Origin of the sequence: Pseudonocardia humida (genome assembly GCF_023898865.1) — a bacterium.
In the GTDB taxonomy this organism is placed as follows: Bacteria; Actinomycetota; Actinomycetes; order Mycobacteriales; family Pseudonocardiaceae; genus Pseudonocardia; species Pseudonocardia humida.
On sequence record NZ_JAGSOV010000045.1, the window covers coordinates 41,777 to 64,494 of the forward strand.

22 protein-coding genes are annotated in these 22,718 nt (G+C 74.8%); 15 read left to right on the forward strand and 7 right to left on the reverse strand.

The features are described 5' to 3' along the window. Positions 1-60: 60 nt before the first annotated feature. Positions 61-1,278, reverse strand: a complete 1,218-nt coding sequence (locus KDL28_RS21795; RefSeq protein ID WP_252441316.1) for a DUF885 domain-containing protein — start codon at positions 1,276-1,278, stop codon at positions 61-63. A 317-nt stretch (positions 1,279-1,595) separates the two neighbouring features. On the opposite strand from KDL28_RS21795, the gene KDL28_RS21800 reads away from it, so the two are divergent. Further along, a complete protein-coding gene (locus KDL28_RS21800; RefSeq protein WP_252441317.1) occupies positions 1,596-2,018 on the forward strand; it encodes a hypothetical protein in 423 nt (140 codons plus the stop codon). Positions 2,019-2,242: 224 nt separating this feature from the next. Here KDL28_RS21800 and KDL28_RS21805 read toward each other — a convergent pair whose 3' ends face one another. After that, positions 2,243-3,274 (reverse strand): LacI family DNA-binding transcriptional regulator, encoded by a 1,032-nt coding sequence (locus KDL28_RS21805; protein WP_252441318.1) that lies wholly within the window; start codon positions 3,272-3,274, stop codon positions 2,243-2,245. A gap of 277 nt (positions 3,275-3,551) precedes the next feature. On the opposite strand from KDL28_RS21805, the gene KDL28_RS21810 reads away from it, so the two are divergent. The 8 genes from KDL28_RS21810 (at position 3,552) to KDL28_RS21845 (ending at position 13,326) form a co-directional block, all read left to right on the forward strand. Beyond that, positions 3,552-4,862 (forward strand): ABC transporter substrate-binding protein, encoded by a 1,311-nt coding sequence (locus tag KDL28_RS21810; protein ID WP_252441319.1) that lies wholly within the window; start codon positions 3,552-3,554, stop codon positions 4,860-4,862. Beyond that, the gene (locus KDL28_RS21815; protein ID WP_252441320.1) at positions 4,859-5,791 is read left to right on the forward strand and encodes a carbohydrate ABC transporter permease; all 933 of its coding nucleotides are present in this window, start codon (positions 4,859-4,861) and stop codon (positions 5,789-5,791) included. Before KDL28_RS21810 ends, KDL28_RS21815 begins: the two co-directional genes overlap by 4 nt. After that, positions 5,788-6,645 (forward strand): carbohydrate ABC transporter permease, encoded by an 858-nt coding sequence (locus tag KDL28_RS21820; protein WP_252441321.1) that lies wholly within the window; start codon positions 5,788-5,790, stop codon positions 6,643-6,645. Before KDL28_RS21815 ends, KDL28_RS21820 begins: the two co-directional genes overlap by 4 nt. Before the next feature lie 2 nt (positions 6,646-6,647). Beyond that, a complete protein-coding gene (locus KDL28_RS21825; RefSeq protein ID WP_252441322.1) occupies positions 6,648-8,567 on the forward strand; it encodes a glycoside hydrolase family 127 protein in 1,920 nt (639 codons plus the stop codon). A gap of 111 nt (positions 8,568-8,678) precedes the next feature. After that, positions 8,679-9,524 carry a P-loop NTPase family protein gene (locus KDL28_RS21830; RefSeq protein ID WP_252441323.1) on the forward strand — a complete coding sequence of 282 codons (846 nt, stop codon included), beginning with the start codon at positions 8,679-8,681 and terminating at the stop codon, positions 9,522-9,524. A gap of 163 nt (positions 9,525-9,687) precedes the next feature. Further along, the gene (locus KDL28_RS21835; RefSeq protein WP_252441324.1) at positions 9,688-10,884 is read left to right on the forward strand and encodes a fumarylacetoacetate hydrolase family protein; all 1,197 of its coding nucleotides are present in this window, start codon (positions 9,688-9,690) and stop codon (positions 10,882-10,884) included. A gap of 145 nt (positions 10,885-11,029) precedes the next feature. Continuing rightward, positions 11,030-12,535, forward strand: coding sequence for an aldehyde dehydrogenase (NADP(+)) (locus KDL28_RS21840; protein WP_252441325.1), 1,506 nt, complete (start codon positions 11,030-11,032; stop codon positions 12,533-12,535). Between the two features lie 29 nt (positions 12,536-12,564). After that, a complete protein-coding gene (locus KDL28_RS21845; protein ID WP_252441326.1) occupies positions 12,565-13,326 on the forward strand; it encodes an alpha/beta fold hydrolase in 762 nt (253 codons plus the stop codon). A gap of 4 nt (positions 13,327-13,330) precedes the next feature. Here KDL28_RS21845 and KDL28_RS21850 read toward each other — a convergent pair whose 3' ends face one another. Together KDL28_RS21850 and KDL28_RS21855 are read right to left on the reverse strand one after the other, a co-directional pair. After that, complete coding sequence (locus tag KDL28_RS21850; RefSeq protein WP_252441327.1) at positions 13,331-14,476, reverse strand: zinc-dependent alcohol dehydrogenase; 1,146 nt, start codon at positions 14,474-14,476, stop codon at positions 13,331-13,333. 20 nt (positions 14,477-14,496) lie between these two features. Continuing rightward, the gene (locus KDL28_RS21855; RefSeq protein ID WP_252441328.1) at positions 14,497-14,961 is read right to left on the reverse strand and encodes a hypothetical protein; all 465 of its coding nucleotides are present in this window, start codon (positions 14,959-14,961) and stop codon (positions 14,497-14,499) included. A gap of 148 nt (positions 14,962-15,109) precedes the next feature. Here KDL28_RS21855 and KDL28_RS21860 point away from each other — a divergent pair, with 148 nt between their 5' ends. Beyond that, positions 15,110-16,006 carry an SDR family oxidoreductase gene (locus KDL28_RS21860; RefSeq protein ID WP_252441329.1) on the forward strand — a complete coding sequence of 299 codons (897 nt, stop codon included), beginning with the start codon at positions 15,110-15,112 and terminating at the stop codon, positions 16,004-16,006. Positions 16,007-16,013: 7 nt separating this feature from the next. On the opposite strand, the gene KDL28_RS21865 is transcribed toward KDL28_RS21860, so the two are convergent. Both KDL28_RS21865 and KDL28_RS21870 read right to left on the reverse strand, forming a co-directional pair. After that, the gene (locus KDL28_RS21865) at positions 16,014-16,382 is read right to left on the reverse strand and encodes a hypothetical protein (protein ID WP_252441330.1); all 369 of its coding nucleotides are present in this window, start codon (positions 16,380-16,382) and stop codon (positions 16,014-16,016) included. Between the two features lie 434 nt (positions 16,383-16,816). After that, positions 16,817-17,149, reverse strand: a complete 333-nt coding sequence (locus KDL28_RS21870) for a MazG-like family protein (RefSeq protein WP_252441331.1) — start codon at positions 17,147-17,149, stop codon at positions 16,817-16,819. Between the two features lie 217 nt (positions 17,150-17,366). Between KDL28_RS21870 and KDL28_RS21875 the strand changes: the two genes are divergently transcribed. The 5 genes from KDL28_RS21875 to KDL28_RS21895 all read left to right on the forward strand — a co-directional run bounded on the left by KDL28_RS21875 (position 17,367) and on the right by KDL28_RS21895 (position 21,642). Then, entirely contained in the window at positions 17,367-18,251 is an 885-nt protein-coding gene (locus KDL28_RS21875; protein WP_252441332.1) for a DMT family transporter, read from the forward strand. A gap of 111 nt (positions 18,252-18,362) precedes the next feature. Continuing rightward, positions 18,363-19,148, forward strand: a complete 786-nt coding sequence (locus tag KDL28_RS21880) for an SDR family oxidoreductase (RefSeq protein ID WP_252441333.1) — start codon at positions 18,363-18,365, stop codon at positions 19,146-19,148. 11 nt (positions 19,149-19,159) lie between these two features. Further along, positions 19,160-20,167 carry a Gfo/Idh/MocA family protein gene (locus tag KDL28_RS21885; protein WP_252441334.1) on the forward strand — a complete coding sequence of 336 codons (1,008 nt, stop codon included), beginning with the start codon at positions 19,160-19,162 and terminating at the stop codon, positions 20,165-20,167. A 26-nt stretch (positions 20,168-20,193) separates the two neighbouring features. Next, the gene (locus KDL28_RS21890; RefSeq protein WP_252441335.1) at positions 20,194-21,063 is read left to right on the forward strand and encodes a sugar phosphate isomerase/epimerase family protein; all 870 of its coding nucleotides are present in this window, start codon (positions 20,194-20,196) and stop codon (positions 21,061-21,063) included. Between the two features lie 69 nt (positions 21,064-21,132). Further along, complete coding sequence (locus KDL28_RS21895; protein ID WP_252441336.1) at positions 21,133-21,642, forward strand: GNAT family N-acetyltransferase; 510 nt, start codon at positions 21,133-21,135, stop codon at positions 21,640-21,642. Between the two features lie 4 nt (positions 21,643-21,646). Here the strand turns inward: KDL28_RS21895 and KDL28_RS21900 are convergent, their stop codons facing one another. Then, positions 21,647-22,657 (reverse strand): LacI family DNA-binding transcriptional regulator, encoded by a 1,011-nt coding sequence (locus KDL28_RS21900; RefSeq protein WP_252441337.1) that lies wholly within the window; start codon positions 22,655-22,657, stop codon positions 21,647-21,649. Positions 22,658-22,718: the final 61 nt, after the last annotated feature.

Below are 22,718 nucleotides of genomic sequence, written 5' to 3' on the forward strand. Positions count from 1 at the left end.
CGGCGCGTCGGGTCCGCGGTCACGGCCGCCCTCCGCAGCGGCAGGACGACAGGGTCGGGCTCAGCCCGCGCGGGCGACCGGAGCGGGGTCGACGGCCAGCAGCGCCGGCGTCGTGGGCCGCCCGACCAGCGCGGCGTGCCGGGCCCCGGCGACCGACGGCTCGGTGCCCACGTGCCGCTGGACCAACCGGAACCCCTCGACGTACGCGGTGGTGTAGGCCCGCCAGATCGGGTGGGTCAGGAAGGACAGCATCCGGTCGGCGCGCCGCTCGTCGACGAGCAGCCAGCGACGCAGGTGCCGGCGGGCGGCGTCCTCGCCGGCGCGCCGGTCGTGCAGCAGCAGCGCGGCGTCCTGCCGGACCGGCAGCAGCCCCTCCATCACCCGGTCGATCCGCTCGGCCAGCTCACCGTCCGTGCGCACGCCGACCCCGCCCAGCACCTCGCCCGCCCAGGCACCCCAGCCGGGACCGACGGCGGCCGACAGCCCGGAGTCGGCCAACCCCTCGGCGACGGTGCTGCACGGCGACAGGACCAGGGTGACGGCGTGCTCGCCCTCCCCGTGGGCCAGCGGCCCGTCCTGGGTGCGGCACAGCTCGGTGTGGTGGCCCGGGTAGGCCTCGTGCGCGACGAGTTGGGCCAGCTGACCTGCGCGCACCCGGGCGGACCCGTTGAGCCGGACGGTCGAGTGGTGCCGGCCCCGGTGCTGGTGCAGCGCGGCCCACGGGGCCTCCGGCACGACCTCGAAGACGACCGACTCGTCGACCGGCAGCGCGTACGCGGGGCCGACCCGCTCCCGCAGTGCACCGGACAGCGCCCGGACCGCGGGCAGGAGCCGGTCGGGGGCGAGCTCGTCGGCGCGGCGGTACGCGGCCAGCCGCTCGGCCAGCCGGCCGGGCCCGGGCAGCAGGGCGTCCAGCTCGCGGTGGGCGGCGCGGTAGCCGTCCTCGTCGCCGGGCTCGACCGCCACGCCCAGGCACAGCTCGATCTCCCGGCGGTACGGCACGACGCCGCCGGCCAGCCGCAGCGCCGTGCACCCGGCCGCGGCCAGCTGCGCGAGCAGCACGTCGCGGCGGTGCGCGGGCAGGCCCGCCGAGCCGACGTCGACGGCCAGGGCGCGGGCGCGCGCGGCCAGGTCGGCGGGAGCGACGACGGGCTCGTCGTCGACGGCGCGGCGCACGTCGGGCTCGCCCAGGTGCGCACCCACCAGACCGGGGGCGAGGCGGTCGAGGTGCAGCGCGAGGCGGACGAACTCGCGCGCCTCCCGGGCGCCGTCGGACATCGCAGCAACCTACCTCCGACGAGCGGCGATCACCGCGCGTGTCAGCGCCGGAGGATACTGCGCCGATCAGGCGCGGTGGGGTCACCGAGCGTCGACGGCACTGGTGCGCAGCGGACCTTTCCCGGTCTGCGGAAACGACCTGATCGGCGGCGTCACCGCACTCACAGTAATTCCATCACCCGATGGTGTTACCGGGTTTGTGGGTTGGCGATCGGAATCGCTAGCTTTTTGCTCATCGGCGGGCGCTCCCCAATCGAACGCCGACCCGCTCAACGGAACGACCCGCAGGTCGCACCGCTGCTCACACAGGAGAAAAAATGCTGAAGAAGGCTGGAATCGTTGTCGCCGTGGCCGCCGCGGGCCTGCTCTCGGTGTCGCCGCTGGCTTTCGCGACGGACGGCGGCGGGGACCACCACCACGGCGACCGCCACCACCACCGGCACCACTCCGCCCCGCAGAACATCGACTACACCAACGTCGAGCGCGACAACCTGACCAACGACTGCTCGTTCGCGCAGGACGGCCCCGACGTGGCCACGACCGCCACCGGCGGCAGCAGCCTGCTCGGCCTCGGCGGCCTGGTGGCCAACGTGGTGGCCCCGATCAGCGCCCCGATCCAGGCGCTGAACTGCACCAACATCGGTGTCTCCGACGTGATCGACATCAACTCGAACAACACCACCGAGAGCCGCACCAGCACCGAGATCGAGGACTCCGGCAACACCAGCATCGACGACTGACGACGGGCGACATCGGGCGGAGGGCGCGGACCGGACCGGTCCGCGCCCGCCGCCCTTGCCGGCCCCATGCGGTGCCCGGCGCGGGGGCGGCCCCGGCCGCCCCGCGCGCGGGGGGGCCCGGGGGCCCCGCGCGCACCGTGTGGCCACCGCGCACACGTTGGGAGGTGTGCGCCGTGGCCAGTGGACGCGCGCGGTGGCCAGTCGATGTGCGCGGTGGGGCGGGTTCAGCGGCGGGGGACGGTGGAGCCGCGGATGACCAGGCGGCCGGGGAGGTACTGGGTGCCGCTGCCGATGTCGACGCCGTCGAGGGCGGCGAAGACGCGTTGGGCGGCGAGGCGGCCCAGCTGCTGGAGGTTGGCGTCGATGCTGGTCAGCTCGGGGCGGGCGTTGAGGGTGAGGACCTCCCAGTTGTCGAAGCCGATCACGGCGACGTCCTCGGGGACCGCGCGGCCCAGGTCGCGGGCGGTGTCCAGGACGCCGCGGGCGATCTGGTCGGAGCCGCAGAGCACGGCGTCGATGTCGGGGTGGCGGTGCAGCAGGACGGCGGCGGCGTCGCGGCCCCAGCGCTCGGACCACTCGGCGAACATGACCTCGCCGACCAGGTCGAGCCCGGCCGCGGCCAAGCCCTCCCGGACGCCGACGGCGCGGTCCAGGGCGGCGGCGTAGGTGGGGTCGCCGGAGATGTGGGCGATGCGGGTGCGGCCCCCGGCGACCAGGTGCTCGACGGCGGTGCGGCCGGCGCCGACGTTGTCGGGGGTGAGGGAGAGGTCGGCGGGGTCGTCGGAGGGGGCGTAGACGTAGACGACCGGGACCGGGATCTCCTGGCCCAGTGACGGGCGGGGGTTGGTCTTCTCCCCCACCACGATCAGGCCGTCGACGCGGCGGCTGAGCAGGGCGCGCAGGTGGTGCTGCTCGCGGATGGCGTCGCCGCGGGCGTCGCAGAGGAACACGTTGATCTGCCCGGCGCCGAACGAGTCCTCGGCGCCCATCAGGATCGGGATGACGAAGCGGCCGTCCAGGTCGCTGGTGAGCAGGCCGACCGTGCCGGTGCGGCCGGCGAGCAGGCCGCGGGCCAGCGGGTTGGGGCTGAAGGCGAGCCGGTCGGCGGCGTCGACGACCCGTTGGCGGGTGGCGGGGGCGACCCGGGCGCGCCCGTTGAGCGCCTTGGAGGCGGTGGCCACCGACACCCCGGCCAGGCGGGCCACCTCGGTGAGCGTCACCGGTCGGCCCGCGCGCGCCGGTTCCGAACCTGTCATCCGACCTCCTCGCCACCGCACCCTAACAACGGCCGGCCCTTGACCCGCATCCCCGACGGGGCTACTTTGCCGAAAACCTTTTCGCGTTCGAGGGCACCACTGTGATCGCGATGTGAGCGCTCACAATACCTGCTTGACCAGCACGGCAGTCGGTCGACGGGCCACCGGGCCACGCTCGGCCGCGAAACCGTGCGACACGCTCGACGACACGGTTTTCTTCGATGGTTCCCGGGCCGCCACCCGGCGGCACGCTCAACGACGAGCTCGAGGAGACAGCATGAGAGGCGTTCGAGGGCGCTCGGTACGCACCCGCGCCGCGGTCGGCGTCGTCGCCGCGCTGCTGCTGGCGGTCAGCGCGTGCGGTGGCGGCGGGGGCGCGGCTCCCGGCGGGGGCGAGGTGGCGGAGGTCGGGCCCGACGGCGTCGACGACGGCGCGACGCTCACCCTGTGGGCCCGCGACTCCCTGGAGACCCAGACCAACCTGCTGGTCGACGCCTACAACGCGACGCACCAGAACAAGATCGAGGTCACGATCGTCCCCAACGACGACTACGTGACCAAGGTCGGCGCCGCGGCCGGGGCGGGCGGCCTGCCCGACCTGTTCGCCGCCGACATCGTCTACGTGCCCAACTGGGCCGAGCAGGGCCTCTTCCAGGACCTCACGGCCAACATCGACCGGCTGCCGTTCAAGGACACCCTGAACGAGGGCCACATGAGCGCGGGCACGCTGGAGGGCAGCTCCTACGTGCTGCCGTTCGTGCTCGACCTGTCGATGCTGTTCTGGAACAAGGACCTGTTCCGCGAGGCCGGGCTCGACCCGGAGAAGGCCCCGGCCACGCTGGAGGAGTTCGCCGCGGCGGCCAAGGCGGTCCAGGCGCTGGGCAAGCCCGACACCTACGGCACGGCCACCGGCCTCAACTGCGGCGGCTGCCTGGTCTTCACCTGGTTCCCGTCGGTGTGGGCCGCGGGCGAGCAGGTGATGAACCCCGAGGGCACCGAGTCGCTGCTGGCCTCGAGCACCGCCACCCGGGTCTACGACACCTGGCGCGACCTGTGGGCCTCCGGCGCGGTGCTGCCGTCCTCGCAGGACGAGGCCGGTCCGACGTGGACGGCCGGGTTCACCTCCGGCCAGGTCGGCCTGATGCCCTACCCGGCCACGCTGCTGGCCTCGGCGCAGGAGACCGTCGACGTCGGCGTGGCCGGCATCCCGGGCCCGGGCGGCGGCGCGTCGACGTTCGTCGGCGGCGACGGGATCGGCGTCTCCAAGGACTCCACCAAGGCCGCCCAGGCGTGGAACTTCCTGGCCTGGCTGATGACCGAGGACGCCCAGGTCGAGGTGCTGGCCAAGAACAACGACGTGGTCTCGCGCTCCGACCTGGCGGCCAACGCCTACGCCTCGGCCGACCCGCGGCTGGTCACCATCAACGAGGTCGCCGCCGAGGGCGTCACCCCCGTGGCGCGCAACTTCCAGCAGGCGTTCAACGCCCCGACCGGGCCGTGGCTCACCCTGGTCCGCGAGGCGGTGCTCGGTCCGGGGACCGCGGTGGAGCAGAACAACGCCGAGATCACGGCGGTGCTCGGGCAGTGAGCGTCGTCGTCCCCACGCGCCCGCGGGCGACGCGCTCCGCGCCGCCCGCGGTACCGCGACGCAACGGGCGCCGGGCCGCCCTGAGCGGGTGGCTCTACGCCACGCCGACCGCGGTGTTCGTCGTGGCGCTGTTCGTCGTCCCGCTCGGGCTGGTGCTGGTGATGTCGGCGGCGCGCTGGCCGCTGCTGAGCGGGTTCCGGGGCTGGAACTTCCCCGACAACTACGCCAAGGCCGTCGGCAACCGGTTCTTCGTCGACTCGATCGTCTTCACCCTGAAGTACACGGTGCTGGCCACTGTGCTGCTGATCGGGCTGGGGCTCGGGCTGGCCCTGCTGGTGCAGGAGTCCACCCGGTGGAAGGGCCTGCTGCGCACCGCCATCCTGGTGCCCAGCGCGCTCGGGCTGGCCTCGGCGTCGCTGCTGTTCTACGTGCTGTACTCGCCGCTGGCCGGGCCGCTGTCCCCGCTGATGGCCGACCTGGGCGCGACGTTCCTGGGCACGCCGAACGCGGCGCTGTGGTCGACGCTGTTCCTGATCGTCTGGCGGTACGCGGGCTTCTACATGCTGCTGATGCTGGTGGGCCTGCAGGGCATCCCGACCGAGGTCTACGAGGCGGCCCGGATGGACGGGGCCTCGCGCCTGCAGCTGTTCCGCCACATCACGCTGCCGCTGCTGCGCCCCACGCTCGCGCTGACCACCGTGCTGTGCGTGACCGGCTCGCTGCTGGCGTTCGAGCAGTTCTACATCCTCACCAAGGGCGGCCCGGACAACAGCACGATCTCGGTCGTCCAGCTCGTCTACACCGTCGCCTTCCAGGGCCAGAACGACCTCGGGGTGGCCGCCGCGCTGTCGGTGCTGGTGCTCGGCGTGCTGGTGCTGGTCAACGTGCTGCAGCTGCGGGCGTTCCGACGACCGGACGAGGGGCCGTGAGGGCGCCCGCGCGCGGCGGGGGGCCGGCCACCGTGCTGGCCGGCATCGCGATCCGCACCCCCTACTGGGTGTTCACCACGGCGCTGGCGCTGGTCTTCCTGTTCCCGCTGCTGTGGACGGCGGTGGCGTCGGTGTCGCCGAGCCCGGGCACCAACCAGGTGCAGGGCTGGGGCTTCGGCAACTACGAGACGCTGGCCGGCTACCAGGCGGGCATCGGGCGGTACCTGGCCAACTCGGCGTTCGTCTCGCTGCTGACCGTGGCGCTGACCGTGACCGTGTCCGTCTTCGGCGGGTACGCGTTCGCCCGGTTCCGGTTCCCCGGCAAGGACCTGCTGTTCCTGCTCACGCTGGCCATCCTGATGGTCCCCTACGCCACCCTGCTGATCCCGCTCTACGTGCTGCTCAACCGGGTCGGGCTGGCGAACTCGCTGGTCGGAGTGGCGCTGGTGATCTCGATGTTCCAGCTGCCGTTCTCGGTGTTCATGATGCGGATCTCGTTCGAGTCGGTGCCCCGCGAACTCGACGAGGCGGCGATGGTCGACGGCTGCTCGTCGTTCACGACGCTGCGGCGGGTGCTGCTGCCCGCCGTGCGGCCGGGGATGATCACGGTCGGGCTGTTCGCGTTCCTCACCGCGTGGAACGACTTCATGGCCCCGCTGATCCTGATCAACGACTCGTCCCGGATGACACTGCCGCTGGCCATCGCGAACCTACGCAGCCAGGTGCAGGGGGTCGTCGACTACGGCGCCACCGAGGCCGGCGTGGTGATCCTCGCGCTGCCCTGCATCGTGCTGTTCCTGCTGCTCCAACGACACTACGTGCGCGGCTTCATGTCGGGCGCGTTCAAGGGATGAAGATGACGCGCACCCGACCCGTCGCCCGACTGCGCCCGCTCGGCCTCGACGAGGTCGCGATCACCGGTGGATTCTGGGGCCACCGCCAGCACGTCAACGCCACCGCCACCCTGGCGCACATCGAGGGCTGGCTCGAGCGCGAGGGCTGGCTGGGCAACTTCGACCTGGCCGCCGCGGGCCGGCTGCCCGAGGGCAGGCGCGGGCGCGAGTTCTCCGACTCCGAGGTCTACAAGCTGCTGGAGGCGATGGCCTGGGAGATCGGCCGGGCCGGCGACCCGGGCCTGGACGACCGGTTCCGCGCGATCGTCGCCCGGGTCGCCGCGGCCCAGGAGCCCGACGGCTACCTGGGCACCGTGTTCGGCCGGCCCGGGCAGGCCCCCAGGTGGTCCGCCCTGGAGTGGGGCCACGAGCTCTACTGCCTCGGGCACCTGTTCCAGGCCGCGGCGGCCCGGGCCACCACCCGCCCGGACGCCGACGACGGCCTGCTCGGCGCAGCCCGCCGGGCCGCCGACCTGGTCTGCGAGGTGTTCGGGCCGGACGGGCGTGCCGCGGTGTGCGGGCACGCCGAGATCGAGCCGGCCATGGTCGCGCTGGCCAGGGTGACCGGCGAGCGGCGCTACCTCGACCAGGCGGCGCTGTTCGTCGACCGGCGCGGCCACGGGCTGCTCCCGGACATCGAGTTCGGCCGCGCCTACTACCAGGACGACGTGCCGGTGCGGGAGGCCACGGTGCTGCGCGGGCACGCCGTGCGCGCGGGCTACCTGTCGGCCGGGGCCGTCGACGTGGCCGTCGAGCGCGGCGACGACGAGCTGCTGGCCGCGCTGGCGCGGCAGTGGGAGAACACCGTCGCCCGGCGCACCTACCTGACCGGCGGCCAGGGCTCCCACCACCAGGACGAGGCCTTCGGCCAGGACTGGGCGCTGCCCCCGGACCGGGCCTACTCCGAGACCTGCGCCGGCGTCGGCTCGATCATGTTCAGCTGGCGGCTGCTGCTGGCGACCGGCCGCCCGCAGCACGCCGACCTGGTCGAGCGCACCCTGTTCAACGTGGTGGCGACCTCCCCGTCGGAGGCCGGGACGGCGTTCTTCTACACCAACACCCTGCACCAGCGGGTGCCCGGGACGCCCGCCCGCGACGACGAGGTCTCGCCGCGCGCCGCGTCGTCGCTGCGGGCGCCGTGGTTCGCGGTGTCGTGCTGCCCGCCCAACGTCGCCCGCACGCTCGCCGGGCTGGCCGGCTACGTCGCCACGGCCGACGACGACGGCGTCCAGCTGCACCTGTACGCCCCGGCCACGGTCCGCACCACCCTGCCCGACGGGCGCCGGGTCGCCTTCGACGTGGAGACCGGGTACCCGCGGTCGGGCACCGTCGCGGTCCGCGTCCGGGACGGCGCCGCCGACCCCTGGACGCTCACCCTGCGCGTCCCGGCGTGGGCCGAGGGCGCCCGCCTGCGGGTGCTGCCCGCCGACGGCCCCCCGACCGAGGAGGACGTGGAGCCCGGTACGGCGACCGTGCGGCGCGCCTTCGCCGACGGCGACGTCGTCGAGCTGCACCTCCCGGTCACCCCCCGCTTCACCGCCGCCGACCCCCGCATCGACGCCGTGCGCGGCTGCCTGGCCGTGGAACGCGGACCGGAGGTGCTCTGCCTGGAGTCGGTCGACCTGGCCGCGGCCACCGGCGGCCGCCTCGACGACGTCGTCGACGTCGGCGTCGACCCGACCGTCCCGCCCCGGGAGGTCGACGGCGCCGTCGTCGTGCGGCTGCGCCCGGCGGTCGCGCCGGACGGGTCCTGGCCCTACGGCCCGCCACCGGGGCGCGACGGCACCGGCGACGGCGTGGACGTGCCCCTGGTCGCCTACCACGACTGGGCCGAGCGGGGGCCCTCGACGATGCGGGTGTGGATGCCGGTGGTGCGGGGGTGACCCACCGCCCACGCCGCGCGGACCCCGGCTCGTTATCCTCCGCCCGACGTCCGGTCGCGCTCCCCGCTCGGCCGCATCGGACACCACCGCCGTCCCGCTGAGGAGCCCGCCGTGCCCGCTGCCCGCGCCGTCGTCACCGGTGTCCAGTCACTGGCCAGGAACAAGGTCGTCCGCGGGCTCGCCGCGACGGCCGTCCCGGTCGTCATCGGGGCGGCGAGGGAGCGGCTGCCGGTCGCCTACCGCAGCCGCCACCCGATCGTCGCCGTCACCGGCCTCGCCGGCAGCGGCAAGACCGTGCTGGTGCACCAGGCGTGCTCGCGCAAGGCGGACTACACGCCGCTGGAGTTCGAGTCGCCGACGGTGGAGAAGCGGTCCTGGCGGTCCGGGCTGTCCGGGATGCGCTTCCGGATCATCCCCGGCGGCGACGTCGCGGCCCGCCGCACCGGCTTCGAGCAGCTCTTCCACAGCGAGCCGGTGGACGGCGTCGTGCACGTCGTCGCCGACGGGCTGGCCACGGCGCGTCCCGGCTCGCCCGAGGCCCGCGACGAGTCGATGGGCCTGGACGCCTACCGCGCCCTGCAGCGCGAGCGCGAGGTCGAGGACTTCCGCCAGACCGCCACCCACATCGCGTCGCTGGTCGGCGAGTCGCGCAAGCCGATCTGGCTGCTCATCGCGGTCACCAAGACCGACCTGCTGCACCCGCACGTCGCCGCGGACATCGTCGAGAACTACTACTCCCTGCACGGCCACTCGCCGTTCGCCGACGTCCTGCGCGACCTGCGCCGCCGGGTCGGCGACGCCGGGCTGACCACGGCCGTGATGCCGGTGTACGCGCTCGCCGAGGACTTCGAGTTCGGCGGCCACCGCCTCGCGACCCGCGGCACCCCGGCGGACCGCGACGCGAAGCTGGACGCCTTCCGCCACCGGGTCCGCCACCTGGCCGGCCAGGTTTCCTGACCCCCGGGGACCCCGTCGAGAACGAAGCTGTCGTCGTTTTGGACCGGTCCAAACGACAACAGCTTCGTTCTCGACGGGTGGGGCGGCGGGTGGTTCAGCGCGCCCCGGGCCGGGTCTTCCGGCGCCGGTGACACGCACGGGTGGATCGCGAGAGGATCTGGCGGTGACCGCGACGTGGCCGCCCGTGGCCGAGACGACCCTGCCCGTCGACGCCGCGGACGCGGCCCTGGTCGGGCGGGTGTGGCGGGCCGACGTCGGGGGTCCGGCCGTGGTGGCCGTGCGCCCCGACGGCCTCTACGACGTCACGTCGGCGTTCCCGACGGTGCGCGACCTCGCCGAGACCGACGACCCGGCGGCGCGGCTGCGGGCCGCGCCCGGCGAGCGGATCGCCGACCTGGCCGCCGTACTGGCCGCCACCCCTGCAGAGCACCGCGACCCCGCCGTTCCGCACCTGCTCGCGCCGGTCGACCTGCAGGTCGTCAAGGCCGCCGGGGTCACCTTCGTGACCTCGATGCTGGAGCGGGTGATCGAGGAGCGGGTGCGCGGCGACGCCGGAGCGGCCGCGCAGGCCCGCGCGGAGATCCACCAGCTGGTCGGCGGCGACCTGCGGGCCCTGCGCCCCGGCTCCGAGCAGGCCGCCGCGCTGCGCGAGGTGCTCGTCGCCGAGGGCCGGTGGAGCCAGTACCTGGAGGTCGGCCTCGGCCCGGACGCCGAGATCTTCACCAAGGCGCCCGTGCTGGCCGCCGTGGGCACGGCCACCGACGCCGGCGTGCACCGCTCGTCCACCTGGAACAACCCCGAGCCCGAGGTCGCGCTGCTGGTCTCGGCGGACGGCCGGATCGTCGGGGCGACGCTGGGCAACGACGTCAACCTGCGCGACGTCGAGGGCCGCTCCGCGCTGCTGCTGCCCAAGGCCAAGGACAACAACGCCTCGGCCGCGCTGGGCCCGTTCGTGCGGCTGTTCGACGGCGCCGATGGCGGTGGGGGCTTCGGCCTCGACGACGTCCGCTCGGCGACCGTCGCGCTCACCGTCGACGGCCCGGAGGGCTTCCACCTCGACGGCACGTCGTCGATGTCGGAGATCAGCCGCGACCCGACCGACCTGGTGGCCCAGCTGGTCGGGCCGCACCACCGCTACCCCGACGGCGCCGTGCTCTACCTGGGCACGATGTTCGCCCCGACGGCCGACCGGCACGCCCCCGGCCAGGGCTTCACCCACGAGTCCGGCGACCTGGTCACCGTCTCCTCGCCGCGGCTGGGCACGCTGACCAACCGCATCCGCCCGTCCGACGAGTGCGAGCCCTGGACGTTCGGCGTCGCCGACCTGATGCGCAACCTCGCCGCCCGGAAGCTCCTGTGACGACGCCGATCGCCCGCCGCTACCGCAAGCGCTCGGCCACCCGCTCGGTGACCGCCCGGTCGAGCACCCCGCCCGCGACGTCGGCTTCGACCTCGTGGTGCGGGACAGCACCGGATCACCCGCCCACCCGAACCCGGAGGAATCCGTGACCGCAGCCGTCGTCTCCACCGACCCCCGCACCGGCGAGTCCGTGCCGGTCGCCCCGCCCACCACCGACGCCGAGGTCGAGCAGACCACCCGGGCCGCCGCCGACGCCGCCGCGGGCCTGGAGGCCCTCGGCCGGTCCGGCCGGGCCGAGTTGCTGCGCGCCGCCGCGGCCCGGCTCGAGGCCAACGGCTCCGAGATCGTGGCCACCGCCGACCTGGAGACCGCGATCGGTCCCGACCGGCTCAAGGGCGAGCTCGCCCGCACCACCTACCAGCTGCGGATGTTCGCCGAAGTGGCGGAGGAGGGCTCCTACCTGGAGGCCACGATCGACCACGCGGGCGACACCCCGATGGGCCCGGGACCCGATCTGCGCCGCATGCTCGTCCCGCTCGGGCCGGTCGCGGTGTTCGGGGCCAGCAACTTCCCGCTCGCCTTCTCGGTGCCCGGCGGCGACACCGCCTCCGCGCTGGCCGCGGGCTGCCCGGTCGTGGCCAAGGCCCACGAGTCGCACCCGGCGACGTCGCTGCTGGCGCACCGGGCGCTGCGCGAGGCCGCCGAGCAGGTGGGGGCGCCGGAGGGCACCGTCGGCATCGTGCTGGGTCGCGAGGCGGGCGCCCGGCTGGTCGCCGACCCGCGGATCACCGCGGTCGGGTTCACCGGCTCGCTGAGCGGCGCGCGGGCCCTGCAGCGGATCATCGACGACCGCCCCGACCCGATCCCGTTCTACGGCGAGCTGTCGTCGATCAACCCGCTGGTGGTCACCGAGGCGGCCGCCGCCGCCCGGGGCGCGGCGATCGCCGAGGGCCTTGTCGGCTCGTTCACGATGGCCGCCGGGCAGCTGTGCACCAAGCCCGGGCTGGCGTTCGTGCCCGTCGGCGCCGCGGGCGACGCGCTGGTGGCCCGGATGGCCGAACTCGTCGCGGACGCCCCGGCCAAGCCCCTGCTCAACGCCCGCATCCACGAGTCCTACGCCGAGATCGGCGGGCGCCTCGCCGGGCTGGACGGCGTCGAGGTCGCCGGTCGCGGCGCCACCGACGGCACCGGTTTCGCCGCGGGCGCCGCGCTGCTCACCGTGGCCGCCGCCGACCTGCGCCCCGAGGTGGCGCAGGAGTGCTTCGGCCCCATCGCGATCGCCGTGCGCTACGACGGCACCGACGACCTGCTGCACGCCCTGCGCGCGCTGCCGAGCTCGCTCGCCGCGGCCGTGCACGCCGAGGAGAGCGACGACCTCGACGCGCTGCTCGCCGTGCTGCGCACCCGGGCCGGGCGCGTCCTGTTCGACGGCTACCCCACCGGGGTGCTGGTGGCGTGGGCGCAGACGCACGGCGGGCCCTGGCCGTCCACGAACACGGTGCACACGTCCGTCGGCCCGACCGCGATCCGCCGCTTCCTACGCCCGTTGACCTGGCAGAACGCCCCCGAACGGGTGCTCCCGCCCGAGCTGCGCGACGCCGGGCCGGCCATCCCCCGCCGCATCGACGGCGTCCTGCGCCTCCCCCGATGAGTCGGGCGTCCGCCGCCGGTCCAACCGGTATGCAGACGATCCGATCCGCCGACGGCACCCGCATCGCCTACGACCGCGCCGGTGAGGGCCCACCGGTCGTGCTGGCCGTGGGCGCCTTCTGCGACCGGCACGTGGTCGACCCGCTCGCCGCGCTGCTGGCCCGGGAGCGCACGGTGCTCTGGTACGACCGCCGCGGTCGCGGCGACTCCGACCCCGCCGCGGCGGGTCCGGACGCCGTCGAGCGCGAGGTCGAGGACCTGGCCGCCGTCGTGGCGGCCGCCGGGCCGGGCACCGCGCTCTACGGGCACTCGTCCGGGGCGATCCTGGCGCTGGCCGCAGCCGCCCGCGGCGTCCCCGTCGACCGGGTGGTCGCCTACGAGCCCCCGTGGGCCGTCGACGACACCGCCTCCGATCCCGCGCTCGAACCCCGCGTCCGCGCCGCGCTGGCCGACGGGCGGCCCGACGACGCCGTGCGGCTGTTCATCGGCGGCTCGACCGCGCCGCTGGGCTTCGAGGACACCCCGGCCTGGGCCGGCATGCGGGCCTTGGCCCCGACCCTCCCCTTCGACTTCGCGCTGGCCGGCCCGGTCGGGTTGCCGGCCTGGCTGGCCGACGTCGCGGTCCCCGTCCTGGTCCTCGACGGCGGTGAGTCCGAGGCGTGGGCGCGCGACACCGTCGCCGCCGTCGCCCGCGCCGTCCCCGGCGCCCGGCACCGCACCCTCGCCGGCCAGGGCCACGGCGTGGACCACGACGCCGTGGCCCCGGTGATCGCCGAGTTCCTGGCCGGCTGAGGGGTCAGGGCCGGAAGACCGGCCGGACGCAGCCGTCGACCTTCTCCTTGAAGATCCGGTAGCCCTCCGGGCCCTCGTCCAGGGGCATCGGGTGGGTGGCGAAGTGCCGGGTGGGCAGCTCACCGGCGGCGATCCGGTCGAGCAGGCCGGGGATGTAGCGCTGGCCGTGCATCTGGGCGCCGCGCACCGTCAGCCCCTTGTTGATGATCGCGCCGAGCGGGAACTTGTCGACGACCGCGGCGAACACCCCGAGGATGAACACCGAGCCGCCCTTGCGGCAGGCGTGGATCGCCTCGCGCACCGCGGTCGGGCGGTCGGTCTGCATCCCCAGCTGCTGCTTGGCCTGGTCGTAGACGAACCCGGGGCCGTCGGAGTGGGCCTCCATGCCGACCGCCTCGATGCACACGTCGGGTCCGCGCCCGCCGGTCATCTCGCGCAGCGCCGCGCCGACGTCGGTCGTGGTGTAGTCGAGCGCCTCGACGCCCATGTGCTTCTCGGCCTGCTCGAGCCGGTAGCCGTAGCGGTCGACGACGACCACCCGCTCGGCGCCCAGCAGCGTGGCCGCCCGCGCCGCCACCTGGCCGACGGCCCCGGCACCCCACACGGCGACGACGTCGCCCGGCGACACACCACCCAGGTCGGCACCCATCCAGCCGGTCGGGCCGGCGTCGGAGGCGAACACCGCGGCCAGGTCGTCCACCCCGTCGGGCACGACGAACGAGCCGAAGTCGGCGAACGGGACGCGCACGTACTCGGCGTGACTGCCGGCCAGCCCGCCCATGGCGTGGGAGTAGCCGAAGCAGGCGCCGGGCTCGTAGCCCCACAGTGCCTGGGTGTGCACCGGGTTGGTGTTGGTGTTGTCGCACAGCGACCACAGGTCGTGCGTGCAGTACCAGCAGCGCCCGCACCCGACGAAGGACGACACCACCACCCGCTCGCCGACCTTCCGCTTCCGCACCCCCTTCCCGACCTCGACGACCTCACCGATGAACTCGTGGCCCATCACGTCCCCGGCCTGCATGAACGGGATGTAGCCGCCGAGCAGGTGCAGGTCGGAGCCGCAGGCCGCGCTGGCGCGCACCTTCAGGACCACGTCCTGGTCGTTGCGGATCCCCGGGTCCGGCACGTCGCGGACGGCGAGCGAGTTCACGCCCTCCCAGCACAGCGCCCTCACAGCCGCCCCGCCTTCTGCGCGCGCTCGTCGAGCGCGGCGATCAGCCGGCCCCGCGGGCCGGGGTGAGTGGTCTCGACGGCGTCGGTGCGCAGCACCTCACCGGTCTCGACCAGCGACTTCGCCTCGCGCAGCGCCTGGCGCAGCGGGCCCATCCGGTCGCGGCCGGTCAGCCGCGCGGCGGTGCCCGACCCCTGCCCGTCGTCGCGCAGCCGGGCGTACACCTCGGTGCCCCGGTCGCCCGGCGCCGGCTGCATCCGCACCTCGACGGCGTCGCCCAGCGCGCGCAGCGGCTCGGGCAGCTCCCCGCCGGCCGCGATCCGGTCCGGCGGCGCCAGCACCGTCACCCCCAACCACGTCGGACCCGTCTTGCCCGGCCCTCCCGCCCGGCGGACCCGCCGGGCGGCGATCAGCGCACCGACCGCGCCGGCGGCCACCGCACCCAGCCGCACCACCCTCGCCATGCGTCCTCCTGACCGTCGTCGTCGCGTGCCTCGACCGGAGCACTACCCGGTGACCACCGATGCATCCCCGATGGATGGGTTGGACGCGGTATTGCGGGGAAGTGCTGCGGAGGACCGATGACGAGACGCGACGATCGAGAGGTTGACGGTGAGCCAGGACCAGTACACCCAGCAGGACCCGACCCAGCAGCACTCCCAGCCCGGCAGCGGCGACCAGACCGTCGAGTACCCCGGGCGCACCCGGGACCTGGACGTGCAGCCCGACCACGGCGAGCACACCTACCGGGGCTCCGGCCGCCTGGAGGGCAAGAAGGCCGTCATCACCGGCGGCGACTCCGGCATCGGCCGGGCCGTGGCGATCGCCTTCGCCCGGGAGGGCGCCGACGTCCTGATCTCCTACCTCGAGAGCGAGGAGACCGACGCCAAGGAGACCGCGCGCTGGGTCACCGAGGCCGGCCGCAAGGCCGTCACCGTGCCCGGCGACATCCGCACCGAGGAGCAGTGCCGGGCGATCGTCGACCGGGCGGCGCAGGAGTTCGGGAAGATCGACGTCCTGGTCAGCAACGCCGCCTACCAGATGTCGCAGGACGGCGGCATCGACGACATCACCACCGAGCAGTTCGACCGGGTCATGAAGACCAACATCTACGCCATGTTCTGGCTGGTCAAGGCGGCCCTGCCGCACATGGAGGCCGGCTCCTCGATCATCACGACGTCCTCGGTGCAGGCGTTCTCCCCGTCACCGCACCTGCTCGACTACGCCACGTCCAAGGCCGCCATCGTCAACTTCACCAAGGGCCTCGGGCACAACCTGGTCGAGCGCGGCATCCGCGCCAACTCGGTGGCCCCCGGCCCCGTGTGGACGCCGCTGATCCCGGCGACCATGGACGAGAAGAAGCTGGAGTCGTTCGGAGCCCAGTCCCCCATGGGCCGCGCCGCCCAACCCGCCGAGCTCGCCCCGTTCTACGTCTTCCTGGCGTCGCAGGAGTCGAGCTACATGACCTCGGAGGTGCTCGGCGTCACCGGCGGCTCGCCCATCACCTGACGGGGGTTCAGCCGCCCCCGCCTTCGCCTCTGCCGCCGCCGCCGAGGGTGACCCGGACGACGGCCTGGTCCTCGGTGAGGCTCTGCAGCCCGACTGTGAAGCCCTCGGCGGTGGTCTCCCCGCCCACCGGCACCTGGACGGTGTTGCCGGCGATGTCGATGGTGGCGACACCCCCGTCGACGCTCACCAGGCGGGCGGTGACGCCGAGGACCGAGACCTCACCGGTGGCGCCGCGGGCGAAGGTGATGGTGCAGCCGTCGAGGGCGCACTGGGTGTTCGACCCCTCGCTGCTGCTGCCGCCGCAGCCGGCGACGGCCAGGGCGATGAGAGCGGCGGCGAGGGTGGCGCGGAGGGAGCGCCGGATAGATGCCGACATATCGGTCACGGAGTTCAGCCTACGGGGTGGCGGGGAGCGGCAGTTCGCGGCGCTGCCGGGCTGTCCGGGATCGGTGAATGAGCCGGCGTCCCGGCAGCGGTCCCTGGGTACACCTCGCAGCCCTGGATGTGTGCTCGCAGCGCGCCGGCGTGCTGCGAGCACACACCTGACGCTGCCAGGACGCCACCACCTCTGCGAGGACCCTGCGATCGGTGATCGGCAGGCGCGGTCGGCGTCTCGGGGCCCGCCGCCGCGCACACCCGTCGCCACCGCGCACACCTCGTGGACACGGTGCACAGGTCATGACATGCGCGCGGCGACCACGAGGTGTGCACAGTGCGCACCTCCGCGGACGCGGCCGTGCGCACAGTGCCGGCCAGTGTGCGCAGTCCCAGGACCAGCTGAGCGACGAGGGGCACCCGCGAAAACCGGAATCATCCGCCCCTGGTACGCGCAACCAGCGCACGCGCCTTCTCGTTCAGCACCGCCCCCGGATCCAGCCCCAGACTCCTGATGGCCACGAGCGCACTGAACACGACATCCGCCAGCTCGGCCGCGACATCGTCCCGTCCATGCGTCACGCCCTTGCGCGGGTTGCGCCCCGTAGCCCCGATCCACGCCTGCGCGACCTCGCCCGCCTCCTCGGTGACCTTCAACAGCCGCATCGTGATCTCGGCGTCGTCGGGCTCGTGGTGGGCGTCCAGCCACGTCGTCGACCGTTCGACGGCTTCCCACACGCTCGTCATGTCGGGGTCCGGCGCGCTCACCCCGCACCGCCGACCGGCATCCCGGCGAGCGTCGCTCCGACCAACCGGGCCGCGACCGAACTCGTGATCGTCACTGTGACGAGAGTAGGCCGCGCGGGTAGCCACGCGGCGCGCAGAAGAGGCCGTGAGCAGGGGGGTTGTCCGGAACCCGCCGGTTCGTCCGGCCGATCGCCGGGTCCCGGGGGCCGGGTCGCGGGCCGTTGCCTACCGTCAACGGGTGCACCCCGCCCTCGCGGTCGTCCTGGCCCTCGCCTCGGCCGCCTGCTACGCCCTGTCGGCCGTACTGCAGCACCACGAGGCGTCCCGGCAGCCGGAGAGCGGGGTCGCCACGCTGATGATCGCGCTGATGCACCGGAAGGGCTGGTGGGCCGCGCAGACCGCGACGATCCTGGGCGCCCTGCTGCACCTGGCCGCGCTCGGCGCCGGGCCGCTGGTCCTGGTCCAGCCGATCGGGGTCACCGCGCTGGCCCTGGCGCTGCCGGTGGGGGCCCGCATCGGCCGGACCCCGGTCACCCGGCGGGCCTGGATCGGCGCGCTCTGCGTGGTCGTCGGCCTGCCGGGGGTGCTGACCGCGATCCCGCACCAGCCGGGCACCGGGCGGATCTTCGCCTCCTTCCCGACGGTGGCCTGCGTCGTCGCCGTCATCGTCGCCACCGCCACGCTGTGCGCGCTGCGGATCCGGCGCACCGACCCGCTGTGGGCGGCGATCCTGCTGGCCGGCGCCGCCGCCCTGTGCTTCGGGACGACGTCGGCGGCGGTCAAGGCGCTGTGGCTGCAGATGGGCAGCCCGACGGTCGTGGCGATCGGCCTGATCGCGGCGCCGCTGGGGGTCGTGCTGGCCCAGCACGCGTACCAGGACGGCGGGCTGGGCGCCCCGCTGGCCGTGCAGACGCTGGCCGACCCGGTCACCGCGGTGGCGATCGGCGTGCTCTCTCTCGGCGAGCAGCTGGCAGGCACGCCGGTGCGGATCGCGTTCGGGCTGCTCGGGTTCGCCGTCACCGTGGCCGGGGTGGTCCTGCTGTCCTCGCGCATCCCGTCCGAGGACCACACCCACGGGCCTCGTCCGGTCGCCAGTCCGGCCGCCGCGGGCGCCGACGGCTGACCCGCCGGCGGACGGCCCGGGCGTTGACGCGCCCCTCTCCGATATGTCACGTTGGACCGGTCCACTGACGGGCCGAGGTCCGTCCCACCGCCGCCGCCGCTGGGGAGGACCGTGCCGATCGGGAGCCTGCTGCCGGGCAAGATCGTGCTGGTCAGCGGGGGTACCCGGGGCGTGGGCGCCGGGGTCGCGACGGCCGCGGCCCGCGAGGGCGCGACGGTGGTCGTCACCGGACGGCGCCGCGCAGCCGGCGAGCGGCTCGTCGCCGAACTGACCGGTGCCGGGGCCACCGCGCGGTTCGTGCCCGCCGACGTCGCCGACCCCGAGCAGGCGAAGGCGGGCGTCGCCGCCACCGTGGCCGAGTTCGGCCGGGTCGACTGCCTGGTCAACTCGGCCGGCCTGGTCACCCGCGGCACCCTGCTCGACACCACCCCCGAGCTGTTCGACGCGCACGTCGCGGTCAACCTGCGCGCCCCGTTCTTCACGATGCAGGCCGCCGTGGCCGACATGGTCCGCCGCGGCGAGCCAGGCGCGATCGTCAACATCATCTCGATCTCCGCGCACGGCGGGCAGCCGTACCTGGCGCCCTACGTGGCGGCCAAGGCCGGCTTGGCCGGGCTCACCCGCAACGCCGCGCACGCCCACCGCTTCGACCGCATCCGGATCAACGGGCTGGACATCGGCTGGACCGACACCGAGGGCGAGGACGCCGTGCAGCGCGCGGCCCACGGCGCCGGCGACGGCTGGGCGGAGCGGGCGGGCCGGGCGCTGCCGATGGGCCGCCTCGCCCGGGCCGAGGAGATCGCCGACATGGTCGTGTTCCTGCTCTCCGAGCGCAGCGGCGTGGTCACCGGGGCCGTCCTGGACTGGGACCAGACCGTCGTCGGCGCCTACGACTGAACGGAGCCCGCATGCGACTCGGCCTGATCGGCCTCGGCCGGATCGGCGCGTTCCACGCCGACACGCTCTCCGCGCTGGACGCGGTGAGCAGCCTGGTGGTCACCGACGCCGTGCCCGCCGCCGCCGCTGCGATCGCGGCCCGGCTCCCGGTCGAGGTCAGCGACTCGCCGGAGGAGCTGCTGGCCGCGGGCGTGGACGGCGTGGTGATCGCCGCGGCCACCGACGCCCACCCGGAGCTGCTGCTCGCCGCGGCCGCCGCGGGACTCCCGGTGTTCTGCGAGAAGCCGGTCGCCCGCACCATGGACGAGGGGCTGCGGGTGGCCCGGCGGGTGGGCGACACCGGGGTGCCGGTGCAGATCGGCTACCCCCGCCGCTTCGACGCCGGGTTCGCCGCGGCCCGGGCCGCCGTCGCCGCCGGCGAGCTGGGCAGGCTGCACACGGTCCGGTCGACGACCCTGGACCCCGCGCCGCCGCCCGCGGCCTACGTGGCCGTGTCCGGCGGCATCTTCCGCGACTGCGCCGTGCACGACTTCGACGCCGTGCGCTGGGTGACCGGGCGCGAGGTCGTCGAGGTGTACGCGACGGGCTCGGCCATCGGGGACGCGGTCTTCGCCGGGTCGGGCGACGTCGCCACCGCGGCCACCGTGCTCACCCTCGACGACGAGACCGTCGCCGTCGTCTCCAACACCCGCTACAACCCCCGCGGCTACGACGTGCGCCTGGAGCTGCACGGCACCGCCGACAGCATCGCCGTCGGGCTGGAGCCGAAGTTGCCGCTGCGCTCGGTCGAGCCGGGCGCGACCTTCCCGGACGCCGAGCCGCACGCGTTCTTCATGGACCGCTTCGCCGCGGCGTTCCGCGCCGAGCTGGCCGCGTTCACCGAGGTCGTGGCGGGCACGAGGCCGTCCCCCTGCACCGTCGAGGACGCCATGGAGACCGGGTGGGTGGCCGAGGCCGCCACCCGGTCGCTGGCCGAGCACCGCCCGGTCCGCCTCGACGACGTCCGCCGCCCCCTCTGACCACCGTCCCCACCGAGAGGACCGCCATGTTCACCGACCGCATCGCCGGGGCCCCGATCTCCTGGGGCGTGTGCGAGGTGCCCGGCTGGGGCCACCAGCTGGCCCCCGAGCTGGTGCTGACCCAGATGCGCGAGCTGGGCCTGACCGCCACCGAGTTCGGTCCGGAGGGGTTCCTGCCGGCTGAGCCGCAGGCGCGCACGGGGGTGCTGCGCGCCCACGGCCTGTCGGCCGTGGGCGGGTTCGTGCCCGCACTGCTGCACGACGCGGACCACGACCCGCTGCCTGCCGTCGAACGGGAGCTCGACGCGTTCACCGCCGCCGGCGCCGCCACCCTCGTGCTGGCCGCCTCCTCCGGGGCCGACGGCTACGACGCCCGCCCCGACCTCGACGACGCGGCGTGGCGCACCCTGCTGGGCAACCTCGACCGCGTCGCCGAGCTGGCCCGCCGGCGCGGCGTGACCGCGGTGCTGCACCCCCACGTGGGCACGATGGTGGAGACCGGCGCCGAGGTCGAGCGGGTGCTGGTCGGCTCGGCGGTCCCGCTCTGCCTGGACACCGGCCACCTGCTCATCGGCGGCTCCGACCCGCTGGCGCTGGCCAAGGCCGTGCCCGACCGGATCGCCCACACCCACCTCAAGGACGTCGACGCGGCCACCGCCGCGCGCGTGCGGGCCGGGGAGATCACCTACACCGACGCCGTCCGCGAGGGCATGTACCGCCCGCTCGGCCGGGGCGACGTCGACATCGCCGGGATCGTGGGCGTGCTGGAGGCGCACGGCTACCGCGGCTGGTACGTGCTCGAGCAGGACACGATCCTGACCGCCGCGCCCACCGGCGAGGGCCCGCTGGCCGATGTGCGCGCGAGCGTGGAGTTCCTGCGCGGGATCGACCGGTAAACCGGCCGCGCCCGCCCACCCGCGCCACTACCCTCCGGTCCCTCGGTCCCGGTCGATCGGAGGGGTGGCGTGGACGGCGAGCTGCGGCTGCGCGAGCTCGGCCCGGCCGACGAGGCGGAGTTCCGGGCGGGCCACCGGGCGATGGAGGCCGACGGCTTCACCTTCGGCCTGGGCCTGCGCCCGGAGCTGGCCTGGGGGGACTACCTCGACGAACTCGCCGACCAGCGCGCGGGCCGCAACCTGCGCGAGGGGATCGTGCCGGCGACGTTCCTGGTCGCCGACGTGGACGGGCGCATCGTCGGGCGCACGTCCGTGCGGCACCACCTCAACGCGGCCCTGCGGCGGTTCGGCGGCCACATCGGCTACGGCGTGCTGCCGCAGTACCGCCGCCGCGGCCACGCCACCGCGATCCTGCGCGCCAGCCTGTGCGTCGCCCGCGGGCTCGGCATCACCTCGGCCCTGGTGACCTGCGACGACGACAACCTCGGCTCGCGGAAGGTGATCGAGGCGTGCGGGGGCGTGCTGGAATCGGTGGAGCCGGGCGAGCCCGCGCTGCGGCGCTACCTCATCACGACCTGAGCGGTCAGCGCGCGGGGCCGGTCGAGCCGCGCACGACCAGGGCCGGGGTGATCAGCCGGGTGGTCGGCGCGCCCGGGTCGTCGCCGGCGAGCCGGGCGCACAGCGCCTCCCCCGCGGCCTGCCCGACCTCGGCGATGTGCGAGTCGACCGTGGTCAGCGACAGCCGGGGCAGTCGGGCCAGGACCGTGTCGTCGTAGCCGACGACCGACAGCTCGCCCGGCACCGCCAGGCCCAGCTCGTCGGCCGCGGTCAGCACGCCCACGGCCGACCGGTCGTTGGCCGCGAGGATCGCCGTGGGCCGGTCCGGGCCGGTGAGCAGCTCGTGGGCGAGCCGGTGGCCGGTCTCCTCGGTCCAGTCGCCGTCCACGCAGTGCTGGGCGAGGTCGGCGGCGCGCATGGTGGCGACGTGGCCCTCCCGGCGCAGCCCGCCCACCTCGCCGCGGCCGACGATGTGCGAGATCCGGCGGTGGCCCTGCTCCAGCAGGTGCGCGGTGGCGAGCCGGGCGCCCGCGTCGTCGTCGTTGGCCACGATGTCGGCCGTGCCCAGCCGCGACTCGCGGGTGCCGGCCACGACCACCGGGAGCACGTCGCCGAGCGCGAGGACCTGCTCGACCACCGGGTCCGACGGGGTGCCGACCACCACGATGCCGTCGACCCGAAGGTCGGTCAGCGCGGCCACGGCGTCCGGCTCGGTGGCGCCGTCGGCCAGCAGCGGGCGCAGCCCGTGCTCGTGCAGCACGGGCCGCAGACCGGCCAGCAGGTCGACGTACCAGGGGTTGGTGAGGTCGTCGAGCACGACGCCGACGGTGCGGGTGCGGCGCTCGGCGAGGCTGCGGGCCGCCGGGTCGGGGCGGTAGCCGAGCTCGTCCATGGCCGCGAGCACCGCGGCCCGGCGCTGCTCGCTGACCCGCGGCGAGTTCTGCAGGACCAGCGAGACGAGCGACTTCGACACCCCCGCGCGCGCCGCCACCGTGCGGATGGTCGGCGGTCGTACGGGCCCGGCGTCCGAGGTCACGGGCCGCACTATATCGGGGCCCGCGGACCGGGTGGACCGTTCCAACGGCCCCTCGGAGGGG